Origin of the sequence: Aeromonas sp. 2692-1 (genome assembly GCF_013085505.1) — a bacterium.
Classification (GTDB): Bacteria; Pseudomonadota; Gammaproteobacteria; order Enterobacterales; family Aeromonadaceae; genus Aeromonas; species Aeromonas hydrophila.
Genome location: NZ_CP038513.1, coordinates 1249622 through 1265035, shown reverse-complemented (window position 1 = coordinate 1265035; position 15414 = coordinate 1249622). Strand labels below are relative to the sequence as shown.

Annotated in this window: 11 protein-coding genes and 1 pseudogene; all 12 read right to left on the bottom strand. The window is 63.0% G+C overall.

Annotated elements, in window-relative coordinates; translation table 11 throughout:
• Positions 1 to 8 precede the first annotated feature (8 nt).
• A complete protein-coding gene (locus E5E97_RS06210; protein ID WP_171279986.1) occupies positions 9 to 3908 on the bottom strand; it encodes a YhdP family protein in 3900 nt (1299 codons plus the stop codon).
• Positions 3909 to 5378, bottom strand: coding sequence for a ribonuclease G (gene rng, locus E5E97_RS06205; RefSeq protein ID WP_011704378.1), 1470 nt, complete (start codon positions 5376 to 5378; stop codon positions 3909 to 3911). It abuts the gene before it with no gap.
• 186 nt (positions 5379 to 5564) lie between these two features.
• Entirely contained in the window at positions 5565 to 6152 is a 588-nt protein-coding gene (locus E5E97_RS06200) for a nucleoside triphosphate pyrophosphatase (protein WP_043160924.1), read from the bottom strand.
• Between the two features lie 51 nt (positions 6153 to 6203).
• Complete coding sequence (gene mreD / locus E5E97_RS06195) at positions 6204 to 6689, bottom strand: rod shape-determining protein MreD (protein WP_005308115.1); 486 nt, start codon at positions 6687 to 6689, stop codon at positions 6204 to 6206.
• On the bottom strand, positions 6689 to 7594 hold the full coding sequence (gene mreC / locus E5E97_RS06190; RefSeq protein ID WP_011704376.1) for a rod shape-determining protein MreC: 906 nt from the start codon (positions 7592 to 7594) through the stop codon (positions 6689 to 6691). The genes mreD and mreC overlap by 1 nt, the downstream gene beginning before the upstream one ends.
• A 42-nt stretch (positions 7595 to 7636) precedes the next feature.
• A complete protein-coding gene (locus E5E97_RS06185) occupies positions 7637 to 8677 on the bottom strand; it encodes a rod shape-determining protein (RefSeq protein ID WP_005308111.1) in 1041 nt (346 codons plus the stop codon).
• 204 nt (positions 8678 to 8881) lie between these two features.
• Positions 8882 to 12592: a DUF6701 domain-containing protein gene (locus tag E5E97_RS06180; RefSeq protein ID WP_118882066.1), complete on the bottom strand. Its 3711-nt coding sequence runs from the start codon at positions 12590 to 12592 to the stop codon at positions 8882 to 8884.
• A 2-nt stretch (positions 12593 to 12594) separates the two neighbouring features.
• Positions 12595 to 13062, bottom strand: coding sequence for an MSHA biogenesis protein MshP (locus E5E97_RS06175; RefSeq protein ID WP_171279985.1), 468 nt, complete (start codon positions 13060 to 13062; stop codon positions 12595 to 12597).
• Positions 13052 to 13873: an MSHA fimbrial biogenesis protein MshO gene (gene mshO / locus E5E97_RS06170; protein WP_118882068.1), complete on the bottom strand. Its 822-nt coding sequence runs from the start codon at positions 13871 to 13873 to the stop codon at positions 13052 to 13054. The genes E5E97_RS06175 and mshO overlap by 11 nt, the downstream gene beginning before the upstream one ends.
• A pseudogene (gene mshD / locus E5E97_RS06165) lies at positions 13873 to 14435 on the bottom strand (MSHA fimbrial minor subunit MshD). Before mshD ends, mshO begins: the two are co-directional and overlap by 1 nt.
• A complete protein-coding gene (mshC, locus tag E5E97_RS06160; protein ID WP_118882329.1) occupies positions 14422 to 14913 on the bottom strand; it encodes an MSHA fimbrial minor subunit MshC in 492 nt (163 codons plus the stop codon). The pseudogene mshD and the gene mshC overlap by 14 nt, the downstream one beginning before the upstream one ends.
• Positions 14914 to 14976: 63 nt before the next feature.
• Complete coding sequence (locus tag E5E97_RS06155) at positions 14977 to 15414, bottom strand: prepilin-type N-terminal cleavage/methylation domain-containing protein (RefSeq protein WP_042066868.1); 438 nt, start codon at positions 15412 to 15414, stop codon at positions 14977 to 14979.

The following is a 15414-nucleotide window of genomic DNA, read 5'->3' as shown; positions in this document are numbered from 1 at the left end:
CCGCTCGTTCAGCGCTGGGCGGGCCCCGCGTGTTTGGGGGTCAGCAGGAAGGGGGTCACCTCCTGCGTCGGCAGGTTGGGGGCCACCGCGTCGACCGCCTCCTTCTGCTGCTGATTAAGCTTGATACGGGCCCGATCCCGTCCCGCTTCGATCAGCTTGGGATCGTCGAGCGGGCCGGAGACCCGGAAATCGATACGGGTGACCACATCCACCACCGGCTCCAGCAGTTTGGAGAGCGCCAGCACGTAGAGCCCGGTGATCGGGGTCAGCGAGAAGGCCGCCACCACCGGCAAGGTGCCGCCCAGGTTGGGGGAGAAGCTCAGCTCGTAGTCGAGCCGCCAGCGCACCAAATCGGCGATGCCCTCGCCGCGCAGGTTGCCGGCCGCCCCCTTCATGTAGAAGTCGCGGTTGTCCACCACCCCCTGCTTGATCTTGGCGGAGGCCGACATGGACTCGAAGTAGAAGCCCTTGTCGAACACGTCGCGAAAATCGAGGCGCAGCTTGCGCAACAATGAATCCAGGCTGAGCAGGGAGAGCAATCGCGCCCCCTTGTCGTTCACCTCGCGCAGGGTGCCGCCTTCCAGCTGGTAGTCGGCGGTGCCGCTCAGGGTCGGCACGTTCGGCCGATAGGGCACATCGCGCCAACTCAGATCCAGCGCCATCTTGCCGGGCGCATCGCCGATGGGCGAGGTGTAGCCGAGCCGCTTGAGCAGCAGCTCGCTGTTGTTGCTGCTGATGTGGGCGCGGGCGCGGGTCTGCATGCCATCCGCCCCGGCCAGCCACTCGGCGCTACCGTTCAGCTGGCTGCCCGCCAGCCGCATCTCCAGCCCCTTGAGGCTCAGCTTGTCAGCCCCCGGGATCAGCTCCCCCTTCACCTCCCCCAGCGGCAACTCGCCGAAGCGGCAGTCCACGCAGCTGAAGGTGAGCCAGGGGATGGCATCCATGATGGCTCTGTCCTGTCTGGCATCGGGATCCGGACTCAGATCCGAACTCTTGCCGGACCAGTGGATGCGGGCAAATTTGGCGTCGATGGGCTGACGCTCGGACACCGGCAGGCGCACCACCCCCATCACGTCCGGGCTGTCAATCATCACCTCGGTGGCCTGATTGACCGGCCCCACGGTGAAATGCACCGCCTTGAGGTTGGCGCTGCCGATGTCGGCGCGGGCCAGGCGGCCGTCCACCCACCACTCCTGCGGCAAGAAGGAGGGGCCCACCACCGCATTGCCACTCGGCGCCGTGCTGGCTGGCAGCCACTGCTTGAGACGAGCCAGCCAGCCGGCCACGTCGGCCTGCTGCTGGTTGATGGCGAGTAGCATGGGCCGATCGCGCAGCACCCGGGCGCCGGGCTGCCCCACATCCACCCGCACCCGGCTGAGGTAGGGCACGCCATCGCCGTACACCAGCCGGCTCTGCATATCCACGTCGGCCCCCAGCACGGCGCGGATGTCGGCACTGCCGTCGCGGCCACGGGCGGTCACCTTGAGTGGTAGCCGGCTGCCGGCCGCCTTGGCGAGCGGCGCGGGCAGATCCAGCCCCATGCCCTGCAGGTTGGAGTCGAGCGCCAGCTGGAAGCTGAACGGCTGATCGCTCGGCAGCGTCAGCCCCAGGCTGCCGGCCCAGTTGCCGCGCCCCTTGAGGATGTCCAGCGCCGGGATGTCCTGCCGCTGGCGGCGGCTGTCCCACTGCCCCTTGAACTTGAGATCGACCTGATAGCGATTGGGCTGCTGGCGGCCCTGATAGTCGAGGGTGAGCGGCTGGTTCCACAGGCTCGCCTTGAGGTTGCTGAAGCGGGTCTGCTCGTTGTCATACTCGAGCCGTCCCTGCACCTGCTCCAGCGGCAGATCCAGGCTGGTCACCCGCACCTTGTTGTTGCTGAACAGGGCGTCGCCGCTGGCCTTGACCTCGCTCTCGCCATCCAGCGGAATATCCAGCTTCACCGAGCCCTTCATGGGGCCGCGGATCTCCACCTCCCGCAGCGCCTGGCCGACCGAGCCGCCGAGCGGCGAGTCCTGCAGGTAGTCGCTGATGGCCTTGCCCTCGCCCTCAACCTTGGCGTCCACGTAGAGGTGGGCCCCCGGATAGAGATCAGGGATCCAGGCGTGCACCGAGTCGGAGCTGGCCTTGCCGAGCTGGGTGGCACGGCTGTTCATGTCGAGGCTGGCGTTCTGGAACAACAGATCGATCTGCAGGTCGGTAAGCGGTTGCCAACCGGGGAAGAATTCGTAGGAGGCCTGCTGCAGCGGCACCGCCACTTGGAAGATGCCCTCGCCCTTGCGGTAGGGGAAGTCGCGGAACTCGCCATACCAGAGCAGGTCAGCCCCCTTGGCCTTGCCCCCCTTGATGGCCCCGCTCAGGTAATCCACCAGGCTCTTGTCCATCACCTGCAGCGGATAGTAGCGATCGGCGTTGGCCGCATTCTTGACGTCGATGCGGCCGGTCAGAGCGAGGAAGGGGTGCTCGAACAGATCGAGCCGAAAGCGGCTGGCGAGGCTCAGATCCGGGTTGTCCAGCACCAGATCCTGGCCATAGAGCACCCAGCCCTGCGGCACCTGCCACCAGTCGAGCCGCGCCGAGAAGCTGCCGATGGGGATCGGCTCCTTGAAGTGACGGGCCGGATCTATGGCATCGTTTGCCAGTTGCAGCCGGGCGCTGCCACCGGTCGGGGTGAGCCAGAACTCGCCGTTGAGGTCACGCACGCCGGGCACGTCGTTCCAGGCGTTGACCCGGATGTGGGACAGCTGGCCGCTGACGGAGAGCCCCTGCCAGCCGGCATCCGCCTGCAGGATTAGATCCTCTATCTTGCCGGTCGGGCGGGTGCGTTTGAGGGTCTCGGTCAGCTCGGGATAGATCCCCGACACCAGCTGGCTCAGGTTGGCGATCTGGTCCAGATCGATGGCCGGTACATAACCCTGAATGCGATCGCCGACCCGCTCGAGCTGCAACCGGCTGTGCAGCCAGGGCTTGCCGTCGAGCTTGAAGGTGACGTCGTGGCTGGCAAACTGCCACTCCTTGCCGTCCCGGCGCAGCTGGATCTTGCCCCCCTGCAGCCCAAGCCGGTGCAGATCACCCTGTTTCTCATCCTGCCAGATCAGATAGTTGTCGCCGAACGCCAGCAGCGAATCCCCCAGCTGACCGGCCTTGAACTCGCTCCAGAGCTGGAAGTCGAGCTGGCCGCTCACCTTGGGCTCCCCTGAGTGGGTGCGGGCCAGCATGGGGCTGATGTCGAGCTGGCGGGCCCCCAGGTAGAGCTGACCCTTGAGCCGATCGAGCCGCACCTGGGGGGCATCTACGTCGACGATGAGATCTAGGGTGCTCTCGCCCACCCCGTTGATGAGATAGGCCTTGCCGACCCCCTGATGACGCTTGCCGCGGTTCTGCCAGCGCAGCTGGGCGATGTCGAGGGCGCGCACCTCCCCCAGCGCCGTGGTGAGGCTGAGGCGGGTGTCATGGATATCGAAGGTGGAGAGCTGGGTCAGCAGAAAGCGCAGCAGAGCCTGCTGCTGGTCGCTGCCGTTGCCGCTTTCCGGCTCCGCAGGCTGGCCCAGATCCAGCGCGATGTCGCCATCGCTCAGGATCAGCTGGCCAAATACCGGCTTGAGTTCGTTGAGGGAGCGCCAGAAGTCGAGGTGGGCCCACACCTTGCCAAGCCGCAGGGCGAAGCGACCCGAATTCGGCGCGATCACCAGTTGCTGCAGTTCGAGGGCCGGGCCACGCTGAGTCCAGTCCAGCCCGATGCGATCGACGCTGGCCTCCAGCTTGCTGTCGGCCAGCAGGGTATTGAGCAGCGCCTGTCGGTGCTGATTGAGCAAGGGGCCGCCAAAGCGCACCAGACTGACCAGGATGGCCAGCAGCACGAAGAAGACCCCGAGGGCCAACCAGCCCCGACTCAGCCAGCGATAGACCAATTACATCATCACCACGTCGAACTGCTCCTGCCCGCAGAGGGGCTCGCTCACCACCCTGACCTGCTTGCCGATGAACACTTCCAGTTCGGCCAGGCTGTGAGACTCCTCGCCCCGCAGGTAGTCGGCCACCGCCGGGGCGGCGTAGACGGTGAACTGATCCGCGTCGTAAGCCCGGTTGACCCGGATGATCTCCCGCAGGATCTCGAAGCAGACCGACTCCACCGTCTTGACCCGACCGCGCCCCTTGCACTCGGGGCACTCGGAGCAGAGCACGTGCTCCAGGCTCTCGCGGGTGCGCTTGCGGGTCATCTCCACCAGGCCGAGCTGGGAGAAGCCGTTGACGTTGGTCTTGGCGCGGTCCTTCGACAGCGCCTGCTCCAGGCTGTGCAGCACCCGCCGGCGGTGATCCTCCGACTGCATGTCGATGAAGTCGATGATGATGATGCCGCCGAGGTTGCGCAGGCGCAGGTGGCGGGCGATGGCCGCCGTCGCCTCGACGTTGGTGTTGAAGATGGTCTCTTCCAGGTTGCGATGGCCGACGAAGGCCCCAGTGTTGATGTCCACCGTGGTCATGGCTTCGGTCTGGTCGATGATGAGGTAACCGCCGGATTTGAGCTCCACCTTGCGCTCCAGCGCGCGCTGGATCTCGTTTTCCACATCGTAGAGATCGAAGATCGGCGACTCGCCGGAGTAGTACTCCAGCTTGTTGGCAAGCTCAGGCACGTACTCCTCGGTGAAGCGCTTGAGCTGATCGAAGCTCTGGCGCGAGTCGACCCGGATCTTGTCGAGCTCGGCCCCGACGAAGTCGCGCACCACCCGAAAAGCCAGGCTGGGATCCTCGTAGAGGATCTTGCAGGGGGGGTACTTCTGCTTGCGTTCCAGGATCTTGCGCCACAGGCGCTTGAGGAAAGCAGCATCCTGCTCCAGCTCCTGCTCACCCACCCCTTCGGCGGCGGTGCGGATGATGTAGCCGCCCAGCTCGTCCACATAGCCGGCCACGGTGCGTTTGAGGCGCTCGCGCTCCGCCTCGGACTCGATGCGCTGGGAAACGCCGACGTGGGCACTGCCCGGCATGAACACCAGATAGCGGGACGGCAGGGTGATGTCGGTGGTGAGGCGGGCGCCCTTGGTACCCAGCGGATCTTTCACCACCTGCACCATGATGTCCTGCCCCTGGCGCACCAGCTCGGCGATGTTGCCGGCCTGGAACTGCTCTTTCTCCTTCACCGCCACGCACTCGGTATGCGGCACTATGTCGGAGGCGTGCAGGAAGGCCGCCTTGTCCATGCCGATATCGACGAAAGCCGCCTGCATGCCGGGCAGTACCCGGCTGATCTTGCCTTTGTAGATGTTGCCCACGATGCCGCGCTTGGCCTGACGCTCCACGTGCACTTCCTGCAGCAGACCGTTTTCGACCAGGGCAACCCGGGTTTCGGAGGGGGTGACGTTTACCAGCAGTTCTACCGACATAAGTTACCTTGCCTTTCTAGTTTTAAATTCTGGCAGCCAAACCGGCACGTGCCCGGTGAGTAACGCAGTAAGAAACAGCCGGTGCATGTCACCGACCTATGCCTTGCCTGTGATGGCTTCAAATTCTGATCGCCTTGCTGCGAGCGGTTCGCGGAACCGGCCCTGCGCAACAAGGCAGCGGTTGGATTACCGGGACTGTTCCAGATGATGCTTGATCAGCAGGTCTGTTTCCAGCAGGGGCAGGCCGACCACGGCGCTGTAGCTCCCCTCGATGCGGCTGACGAACTTGCCGGCAATGCCTTGAATCGCATAGGCACCGGCCTTGTCACAGGGCTCACCCGTGCGCCAGTAAGCCTCGATCTCGGCCTCGTCCAGCTTGCGAAACGCCACGTTGGTGGTGACCAGCCGCACATCGCAGCGCTCCGGGGTGGCCAGCGCCACCGCCGTCATCACCTGATGTACCTTGCCGGAGAGCGCCTCCAGCATGTCCTTGGCGTCGAGCAGGTCGGACGGCTTCTCCAGCACCCGATCACCCAGCACCACTATGGTGTCGGCGCCCAGCACCGGCAGCGCCGTGGGCGCGGCGGCCACGCCGGCCGTGGCCTTGTCGCGGGCCAGCCGGCAGACATAGTCCTGGGGCTTCTCGCCCTCTTCCCGCTGTTCCGGCACATCCAGCCTGAGTACCTCGAAGCGGTAGCCCAGCTGGGTCAGCAGTTCGTGACGGCGGGGCGAGCCCGAGGCGAGATAGAGTTGCAGTTCGTTGTGCTTGTTCATAATCACTTCGCGAGCCAGGGTACGGTTACAATGAGTTGTTTTTACTCATATTCACTTGATATTGAAGCGCCGGCGCACCTTGCGCAAGACCAGGAAAACCCAGGGCCATATTAGCATCGTGCTCAGGGTCGACCAAAAGTAGGCGAAATTGAGGCTGGCGCGGCTGAACAGGTGCTCGGCCCAGAAGATGGTCACCTTGCCCACCAGCGAGAGGCAGCCGATGATCAGCGCCTGTTGCCAGAGGGAGAAGTTGCGGATCTTCTGGAACTGGAACGCCGCCAGATAGGTGGTGATGGCCATCGCCATGGCCCGCACGCCGAGGGTGCTGCCGAGCAGCACGTCCAGCAGCAGGCCCGCCACCCAGGCGGTGCCGACGTTGGTCCGGTGTGGCAGCGCCAGCGCCCAGTAGATAAGCACCATGGCGAGCCAGTCCGGCCGGAAGGGTTCGAGTTGGAAAGGAAGCGGCAGGATCGACAGACTAAGGGCCAGCAGGATCGAGATCCAGATCCAGATCCTGCCGCTGGCGGGTTGCAACATCAGCGCGTCGCTCCCGCAGCCGAAGGCGCCGCAGCCGGGGCTGCCGCAGGGGTCGGCGCCTCTTCATCGTCATGCACTTCCGGTTTCTTGTCGGTCCACAGCAGCAGCAGATAGCGCAAGCGATCCAGCGCCACCAGCGGCTTGGCCTCGACCTGGGCGAAGGGCTTGCCCTCCACGTAGTCGGAGCGGGTCACGGTCGCCACCGGATAACCTTCCGGGAAGCGGCCGCCGAGGCCCGAGGTGACCAGCAGATCGCCAACCTGGACGTCGGTGTTGCGCGGCAGGTTGCGCAGCTCCAGCTTGTCGAGCTCGCCGCTGCCGGAGGCAATGGCGCGCAAGTCGTTGCGCAGCACCCGCACCGGGATGCCGTGGCTGGAGTCGGTGATCAGCAGGACGCGGCTGGTGGTGGAACCCACGTGCAGCACCTGACCGATCACCCCCTGATCGTTGATCACCGGCTGACCGTTGTAGACACCGTCCAGCGCCCCCTTGTTGATCAGCACCTGATGGCTGAAGGGGTCGGAATCCACCGACAGCAGCTCGGCCACCATCTTGCGGGACTCCTTGTGCACCGGCGAACCCAGCAGCTCGCGCAGGCGCTGGTTCTCGTGCTCCAGATGATCCATCTTGAGCAGGCGCGAGCGCAGGGTGAACAGCTGTTGTTCCTGCTGCTTGGTCTGCTCGATGAGGCCGGCCCGGGTCTGCACCTGGGTCGACATGGTATCGAGCATGATCCCCGGCGCATTGGCCATGTATTGCAGCGGGCTGACGAGCGAACTGAGGTAGACGCGGACGTGGCTGAACACACCGAAGCGGGAGTCCGCTACGATGGCAGCAATGGAGATGATGACGGCGAGAAACAACCGTAACTGAAGCGAAGGGCCTCTACCAAAAATGGGTTTCATGGGTCGTCAAAAAAGAGCCGGCACGCTGGCCGGCTTTGGGTCTTATTCGTAGTGGAACAGATCGCCACCGTGCATATCGATCAGCTCCAGTGCCTTGCCGCCACCACGGGCCACGCAAGTCAGCGGATCTTCGGCAACCACCACCGGGATACCGGTCTCTTCCATCAGCAGACGGTCGATATCTTTCAGCAGGGCACCACCACCGGTCAGCACCATGCCGCGCTCGGAGATGTCGGAGGCCAGCTCGGGCGGAGACTGCTCCAGCGCCACCATCACGGCGGAAACGATACCGGACAGCGGCTCTTGCAGCGCTTCCAGGATCTCGTTGGAGTTGAGGGTGAAGCTGCGCGGCACACCTTCGGCCAGGTTGCGACCACGCACTTCGATCTCGCGCACCTCTTCGCCCGGATAGGCGGAGCCGATCTCGTGCTTGATGCGCTCGGCGGTGGCTTCCCCGATCAGGCTGCCGTAGTTGCGACGTACGTAACTGATGATGGCTTCGTCGAACTTGTCGCCGCCGATACGGACGGACTGGGAGTAAACCACACCGTTCAGGGAGATGATGGCCACTTCGGTGGTACCACCACCGATATCGACCACCATGGAACCGGTCGCTTCGGAGACCGGCAGGCCGGCACCGATGGCGGCAGCCATGGGTTCATCGATCAGGTAGACCTCGCGGGCACCGGCACCCAGAGCGGATTCCTTGATGGCGCGACGTTCCACCTGGGTGGAGCCGCACGGCACGCACACCAGCACGCGCGGGCTGGGGCGGAAATAGTTGTTGTCGTGAACCTGCTTGATGAAGTGCTGCAGCATCTTCTCGGTCACGTAGAAATCGGCGATCACGCCGTCTTTCATCGGGCGAATGGCGGAGATGTTACCAGGGGTACGACCCAGCATCTGCTTGGCGGCATGACCGACGGCAGCGACCGATTTGGCGTTCCCGCGCTCTTGGCGAATGGCGACAACTGAGGGTTCGTTAAGGACGATCCCTTGATCTTTTACATAGATCAGGGTGTTGGCAGTTCCCAAGTCGATCGACAGATCGTTGGAAAAGACGCCTCTGAGCTTTTTGAACATGGCTACGGGAAATCCTAAGAATTTGGAGGTGCAGAAAACCGGCTAACTTTACCAATGCCCACCCCAATCGGCAAGCGCTCAAACTGTCGCCAACCCATCAGGCGCGACAAAAATGCGAGTCATCACTCACCCGCACAAGCCGACAAACGCTAATAAACAAGGGGATAGGGGGGCGAAGGTGACAGATCCGCCCCGACTCCCCGCTCAGTGCATCACTTCGCGCCGATAAATAATTCTGTCATTACCCCGGCTGGAGCCGAAAATGGCCTCACCCAGCAGGCTGTTCGGGTTCCCCGGATCGGCCAGCCAGCGCGGCTGTTGCGGTTGTTTTTCCAGCACGATGTGATATGGCACGCGGACAGCGAACTGAGGAGCGCCAAAGTGGAACAGCAACTCTCCCTTGTCGGCCTTCCCTACGACGGCCCCTGGCGAAGGGGCTCCCAGACCCACCGTGATCCTGGTCGCCGTTCCCAACACCAGATCGCCACTGGCCACATCATAATGCTGGGTATCATCGGTAAAGAGCACACCGTCATTGGCCAGCGAGAGCGTGCTGCACACATCTGCCTTATTGCTGCTCCAGGCGCCGTTCTGGTAGTGCTGCATCAGCAAGGAGAGCGACAGCGGCTCGCTGGCGGCGCCACGATCCGTGCCGGCCAGCACCCTGCCGTAGTAGGCAACCATGGTGTCATCAACCACTGCCGGGATGCTCAGCTGCTTCGCATTGCAGGTCACTCCGACTTGGCAGTCACCCGACACGCCTGTGTTCATGTTCATTCCGGTCAGGGTCGTGATCGACGGGTTTTCACCATCGATGACGCGCAACCCGAACCGTAGCTTGAAAAAGGGCTCTTCCGGCGTGGTGAGCGACGGCGTCCGCTCTGCCAGACGGGCAAACCGGCTGCTGCCATCGAAAATGACCTCGCCAGCCTGCCAGTTGGTCGCCAGGCTGCCGATCCGATCGGTTCGATCGATGCCGTCCTTGTTGTCGGCACCGACCAGATAGACCAGCCCTCTGGCAAAGGCATCGCGGTAATTGAGAGTCACCCCGCCCTGCTTGTTGCGAGCCTGCAGACGCATCTTCACGCCAAACGGCTGACTCATATAGCTGAAACCGCCACAGGCGGGGGTCACAGTCCCGCTGAACAGATTAAAGTCCCAGGGTACGAAGCGGCCCACCGGCACGCTGCTGGCGGGAGGGATGGTGTAGCCGAAATAACCCGTAGATACAGTGCTTCCCTCTGGCTGCATTGCCACCGGTGGCGTCGCCGTCATCCGGAATACCCCGACCTCGTTGACCGACTGGCCGACACTGTTGAGGCTATTGCTCGCGGGAACATGGTTATAGGTAGCCGTTCCCACCGCTGCATTGGTGCCCGGGCTGGGTGCTACCAAGGTGCTGCCCAGGGCAATATTGGGCAGGACGAAGTTGGGCGTGGTCTGGTTCCCGACACAAATATCCCCATCATTGGCCGATTCCCAGGCCATCGCCTTGATGTCTATCTGGAAGCTATCTCCCGCCTTCTTGAACACCGGGCAACTGCTGTCACCTGCCGCGCAGACTCCTTGCGGGGGCGTAATGCACAAGCCGACCGGACGCGCCACAAACTGGTCGGCGCCGGTCATCACCAGCCCCGCCTCAATGCCCGTGCCGTCGTAGCGGGCATCCAGCTGAACCTTGCCGGCATCCGGATACTTGACCGTGATGGTCGACTGGCCTTGCGCGTCGAAAGCGAGCGGCACCAGGGTAGCGCTGCCCAGATCGGTACCGATCACACTGCTGTTGACGCTTATCTTGCTGTTGTAGTTATTGCTGGTCGGCAAAACGTAGCTGCTCCAGAACTTGACGCTCTTGCTCTGATTGGCAAAACCCGGCACGCACTGCTTGGTCACGTCGCTCTTCTTGACCGCCTTGATGGCCACTGTCTGCGGCTGGTTCGAGTAGGTGTCGGGCACGTCAAAGACGAAGCCACTGTCGGCAAAGGTGAGAGTACAGGCGGCGCTGCTGAGCGCCCCGCCGCCCGACCGGCAGAGGGTGGTGCTGAGCGGTTTGGTCGAGGGCGTCGAGCCGCTGACCCCCACGGTAACCGATCCGGCCGTGTTGTTTCTGAGCTGCAGCGTAGTGGTGCCGCCGCTGAAGCTGACCACATTGCCCCCGATCCAGCCACCACTGGTACTGCTGGCAGGAAGCAGGCTGGCGCTGACCTGATCGGTGATCAACTGGCTGCAGTCCGGATTGGCGCAGGCCCGGATGGTAAGGGTTTCCGGGTTGCAGGTCAGCGCATTGCCACTGTGGTCAAATTCGAAGTGATCGATCTGGGTACCCACCGGGTTGGAGCGCAGGGCACAGATCCGCACATTGTCTATCTCGTGGAAGTTGGTCACCGAGCCGGTGGAGCCGGTCAGGGAGAGCAGGAAATTGGCCGGCACCGCCGCCTGACCGCTCTGGCTCGTCATGTTGATGGGGCCAACCAGGGTGCTGTACCCCGCGCCGGTATCCCGCTCGACGGTGGCCAGCGAGTTGCCTGCGGAGCGGGAGTCGACCGTGATGCGATAGCGATGGGGGCGATTGCTATTGGTTCCGCTGTCGACGGGCGGATTCAGGTTGCTGGCCGTCCCCGTCAGATAGCGATAACCCGAGGTGCCCGACCCCGAACCACGGATGGAGACCGCCTGCGGCCGCGACCCCAGGTTGGTACTTCCCCCCTCGTTGGCATAGTTGCCGTACTCGTCGAGCCCCACCCCGAGCCAACCGCCGGCAAAGCCGCTGATCCCTGTCTTGTAGCCATAGCCCAGCGGGCCGCCAAACGCCCCCGGTTGCGGCGTCAGGGTGGCATCCGAAAGCACCACCGCCATGCCGTCCGCCCCGCTCGTACCGGAAGTCTTGTAGGCGTATTGATCGAATTCGACCGTCACCAGGTTGCCAGCCCCCGGGAAGAGGCGCTGGAAGGTGGCCGAAGTGGCCTGATCGGTAATGTTCTGGGTGAGGCGCAGACGGCCGTTCTGTACCGATGGCAGGGTGCTGTTGTTGCGCTGGGCCACCACCCAGCTGTCCGGATTGATCTGGGCGCTGTCGAAGCCATCGGCAAAACAGGTCAGCATGGGCGGCAACACCGCCGTATTGATGCTGGATTGGGCATCCATCTTCAAGTAGCCGGCCGTCACCTTGCCATAGACGGTGGCATTGTTGTTCATGTTGAGCAGCCCGTCGGTATAGAGGTAACCATAAAACGTGGTGCTGTTGTCGATCACCATGTTGTTGTAGTTCACCCAGATGAGGCTGCCCTGATTGTTGGCGTTGATGCTGACCGTATTGACCAGCTTCACGTCCTGGTTGACGAAGATCCGGGTGGTCCCGCTACCGGAGAGACGGATGGTGCCGTTGTCCAGGTTCAGGCGGTCGATGAAATAATCCCCCTCGCCCAGCACCAGGGTCGCGTTGTTGCGCACCGTCAGCGTTTTGAACTGATAGGTGCTGCGGCTGGGGAAAGTCATGGTGCAGCTTTCCACCGTCATGGTGTCATAAGCCGCGCTGGAAGCACTCTGCGAGCCGGACGAGCAGGACTGGGTCGTATTGGCATTGTTGGAGGGGAAGGCGTTGTTGCCGTTCAGCGCCAGCCCGCGAATGTCACTGCCGGTGACGGTACAGACCTTGTAGCCGCCAGCACCATCGTCGCAGCGCCGCGTGTTGTTCTGATCCGGCTGGATGGAGCAGAAGTTGAGTGGCAGCCCGTCGCTACCATTGATCTTGGCGTTGTTGAGCTGGATCAGCTGGTATCCGTTGATCTGGTGGCAGGCATCGTTGTTGTTGCCATGATGGCCCTGCACCACGGCCGGGAAGAGCGAGCCGGTATCGATGGGATCGAACGCCCAGACCTGGCTAGTGAAGAGGGCCAGCGCCCACAACCATTTCATCATCAGCCTCCGTCATACGCTTCGACCATCAGGGTGCGGCTCACCCTGAAGTCTGGACTGGCGCCATCAAGATTGTCGTTGCCACAGCTGCCGACGCTCTCGAGCCGATAACCGGTGCTCGTCACGCCGTTATAGGTAGTGGTCACGGTGCTGCACTGCACCACCGCCTGACAGTCAACCAGCCCCGAATTGCCGGTGAAGCTGATCGGCTTGCTGGGCTCGCACACCGCAGGTGGCTGGGGCTGGGCGGCCGTCCGGTTGGGGAATAGCCGATAGAGCGCTACTTCCAGCCCGCTCTGGGCCGCCAGCAAGGCACGCACGCTACGCACCTCCACCGTATTCTTCTCGCTGCTGTCGAGCAAAAAGCGCCCCATGACCGCCGCCAACATGGCCATCACCACGATCACGAACAGGGCGATCATCAGGGCACTGCCCCCCATCTTCTTGCTCTGGCGCCGCTCAGGGAACATTGAAGACCCCCAGCTTGTGGTTGAAGGTGACCGCTTCGCCCTGGCGTTCGAACACCAGCCGCACGCCAAACGCCCCTTCGGCATTGAAGGCCGAGACCTCCCGATAGAAGTTGCCGGCACGAAGCGACTCAGCCATCAGCACACCCGCTGCAACAGGGGTATCGATCGCGGCACTGGATCGCGTCATCGTGCTGCCTTCCACGCAGTAGCGTACCTGCTGATTGGCAAAATAGACCCGGCTGCCGGGCGAGATCCCGGCCAGGGTCTCGCCACTGGTATAGCGAACGGTCTGCGCCCCCGATACCGGTGCCAGCACCTCGGTGACCCTGGCGACACAGCGGCCATATTCACAGCCATTGACCAGTGAGCCGGCCGCTGACGTCGGCATCGGGAAGACCACCATCAGGTCCCCCGCCTTGACCGCACCGGCATCCGGACTCATGGGATCGACGGCCGAGGCAGGGGTCGCCATCACCAGTTCCAGGGTGGATGTGCTGCCGGACTGGGCACGGTTGAGTGCAAGATAGCGGCTGGAGGTGCTGATGGGCCAGAAACGCAGGCAGGGACCGCTGTCATCCCAGCTGCCATCCAGGGCTTCAATCCGCTCGGAGCCCGGCAGCGCATCGCGCACCTCGCGGTTGAGCCGCTCCATGGCGAAGCGGGCATCGCTCATCAGCTGCTCGCGGCTGCTGGCATCGCCGTAGATCTGGGTGCCGATGCCGATGAACTGGCTGGCGAAGGTGGCCATGATCCCCAGCAGCAGGATCACCATCACCAGTTCGATCAGGGTAAAACCGCTCGCCGTCCGCATCAGTAGTTGCCCCGATAGAAGGAGAAGTCGAGCACGCTCTCGTCAGGCAGGCGCACCTGCAGATCGATGCGCTTGCCCACCGAACAGGGGCAGTACAGGTGTTTTTGAATGTTCCATCGCTGAAGTCGACCGGGCTCACCGCAATCCGGACTTGATAGTTGCGATACTCGTCGCTGGCGATGATGCCGCCGCTCTGGGTGTAGAAGCTGGCATCTTTCCAGCTGCCAGCAGTATCGAAATCGTCCACGTCGTTGAACATGTAGGGGGCAGGCTCACCGTCCGGGCCATAGTGGGTCGAGCAGGCCTGAATGGTGACGCCGGCCACCACCTCACCACAGCGATAACGGCCACCGTTGTGATCCGACTGTTCATCGAACGATGTTTGCTGGATCTCGCCGGCCAGGCGCTGGGCCAGCTGGGCGGCCCGCACCTGCTGCACCGGATCCACCGCCTGGGGAGCCTGATTGATCAACAGCCCCAGAATGCCGGTCAGCGCCACCGCCAGCAGCACTATGCCGACGATCAGCTCGATCAGGGTAAAACCGCGCTCAGGGGCTCTCATGGATATAGCCCTCGGATTCGATATTGATGCGGCCGGTTTCCCGGCCATCGCTCACCAGCAGGGTACAACCCGTGGCACAGCTGCCGAGCGGCCTGCCCATCTGATCAAAGCGGATCACGAAACTGCTGGCGTTATTGAGGGAGACCGCCATACCGGCGGAAGGGGTCACAAGGCGGCCACGGGTGCGCTGATTGTCGCTCCAGCCGGTCATGGGGCCGGGAGCCGGACATGCCGCACCGGCAACCGCCAGCGTGATATGGGCAAAACGGGAAGCCTCCACCACCAGCTGGGTACAGCGGTCGGCGGGCTCATGCATGTTGATGGTCTGCACCAGCCGCAGCCGGGTCAACAGCTCATCACGAAGGGTTTGGGTTTCAAAGCCGCCTTTGCCCAGCAATTTGGGCACGGCAAAGGCGGCCAGAATCCCTAGTAACAGGATCACGATAACCAGTTCAATCAGGGTAAAGCCCTTGGTTATGGGCATGCCTGTTCTCATTAGGGGCATAGAGAAAGCGAGGCCGAAACCTCGCCTTCCTAGTCATTACTGACCGCAGTCAGTGCTGACGGCGATGGAGGGGACACCGCCCACTGCCGTGATGGCATTACTGTAAGTCACGGCACATTTGCTGTTGGGCTCGTTGCTCGGTTTGAAAGTACCAGCAGAGCCAGACACCTCGCTCCAACCGTCCAGTGCGACTGTCTTGCCGGCATCGGCAGTCACCGGATAGCCAAACTTGGTATTAATGGTTGTACCGGCGACAGAAACGGCACCGGAAGTGCTCTCGATGCCCTGAATGGCTGCCTTGCTGTATACCATCTGGGAGGCACTCTGCAGGGATGCCTTCACGCCATTGGCTGCGGCCAGACGCGCATCATCCTGCAGATTCAGGAACTTGGGAGCAGCGGTCACTGCCAGGATACCCAGAATGATGATCACGATGACCAGTTCGATCAGGGTAAAACCCGCCTGTTTTTTCAT

Coding starts and splice junctions, on each gene's coding strand:
- mshO (WP_118882068.1), bottom strand. CDS start 13,873: ATGCGGACGGCGAGCGGTTTTACCCTGATCGAACTGGTGATGGTGATC.
- E5E97_RS06155 (WP_042066868.1), bottom strand. CDS start 15,414: ATGAAAAAACAGGCGGGTTTTACCCTGATCGAACTGGTCATCGTGATC.
- E5E97_RS06185 (WP_005308111.1), bottom strand. CDS start 8,677: ATGTTCAAAAAGCTCAGAGGCGTCTTTTCCAACGATCTGTCGATCGAC.
- E5E97_RS06200 (WP_043160924.1), bottom strand. CDS start 6,152: ATGAACAAGCACAACGAACTGCAACTCTATCTCGCCTCGGGCTCGCCC.
- mreC (WP_011704376.1), bottom strand. CDS start 7,594: ATGAAACCCATTTTTGGTAGAGGCCCTTCGCTTCAGTTACGGTTGTTT.
- E5E97_RS06175 (WP_171279985.1), bottom strand. CDS start 13,062: ATGTTCCCTGAGCGGCGCCAGAGCAAGAAGATGGGGGGCAGTGCCCTG.
- mreD (WP_005308115.1), bottom strand. CDS start 6,689: ATGTTGCAACCCGCCAGCGGCAGGATCTGGATCTGGATCTCGATCCTG.
- E5E97_RS06180 (WP_118882066.1), bottom strand. CDS start 12,592: ATGAAATGGTTGTGGGCGCTGGCCCTCTTCACTAGCCAGGTCTGGGCG.
- rng (WP_011704378.1), bottom strand. CDS start 5,378: ATGTCGGTAGAACTGCTGGTAAACGTCACCCCCTCCGAAACCCGGGTT.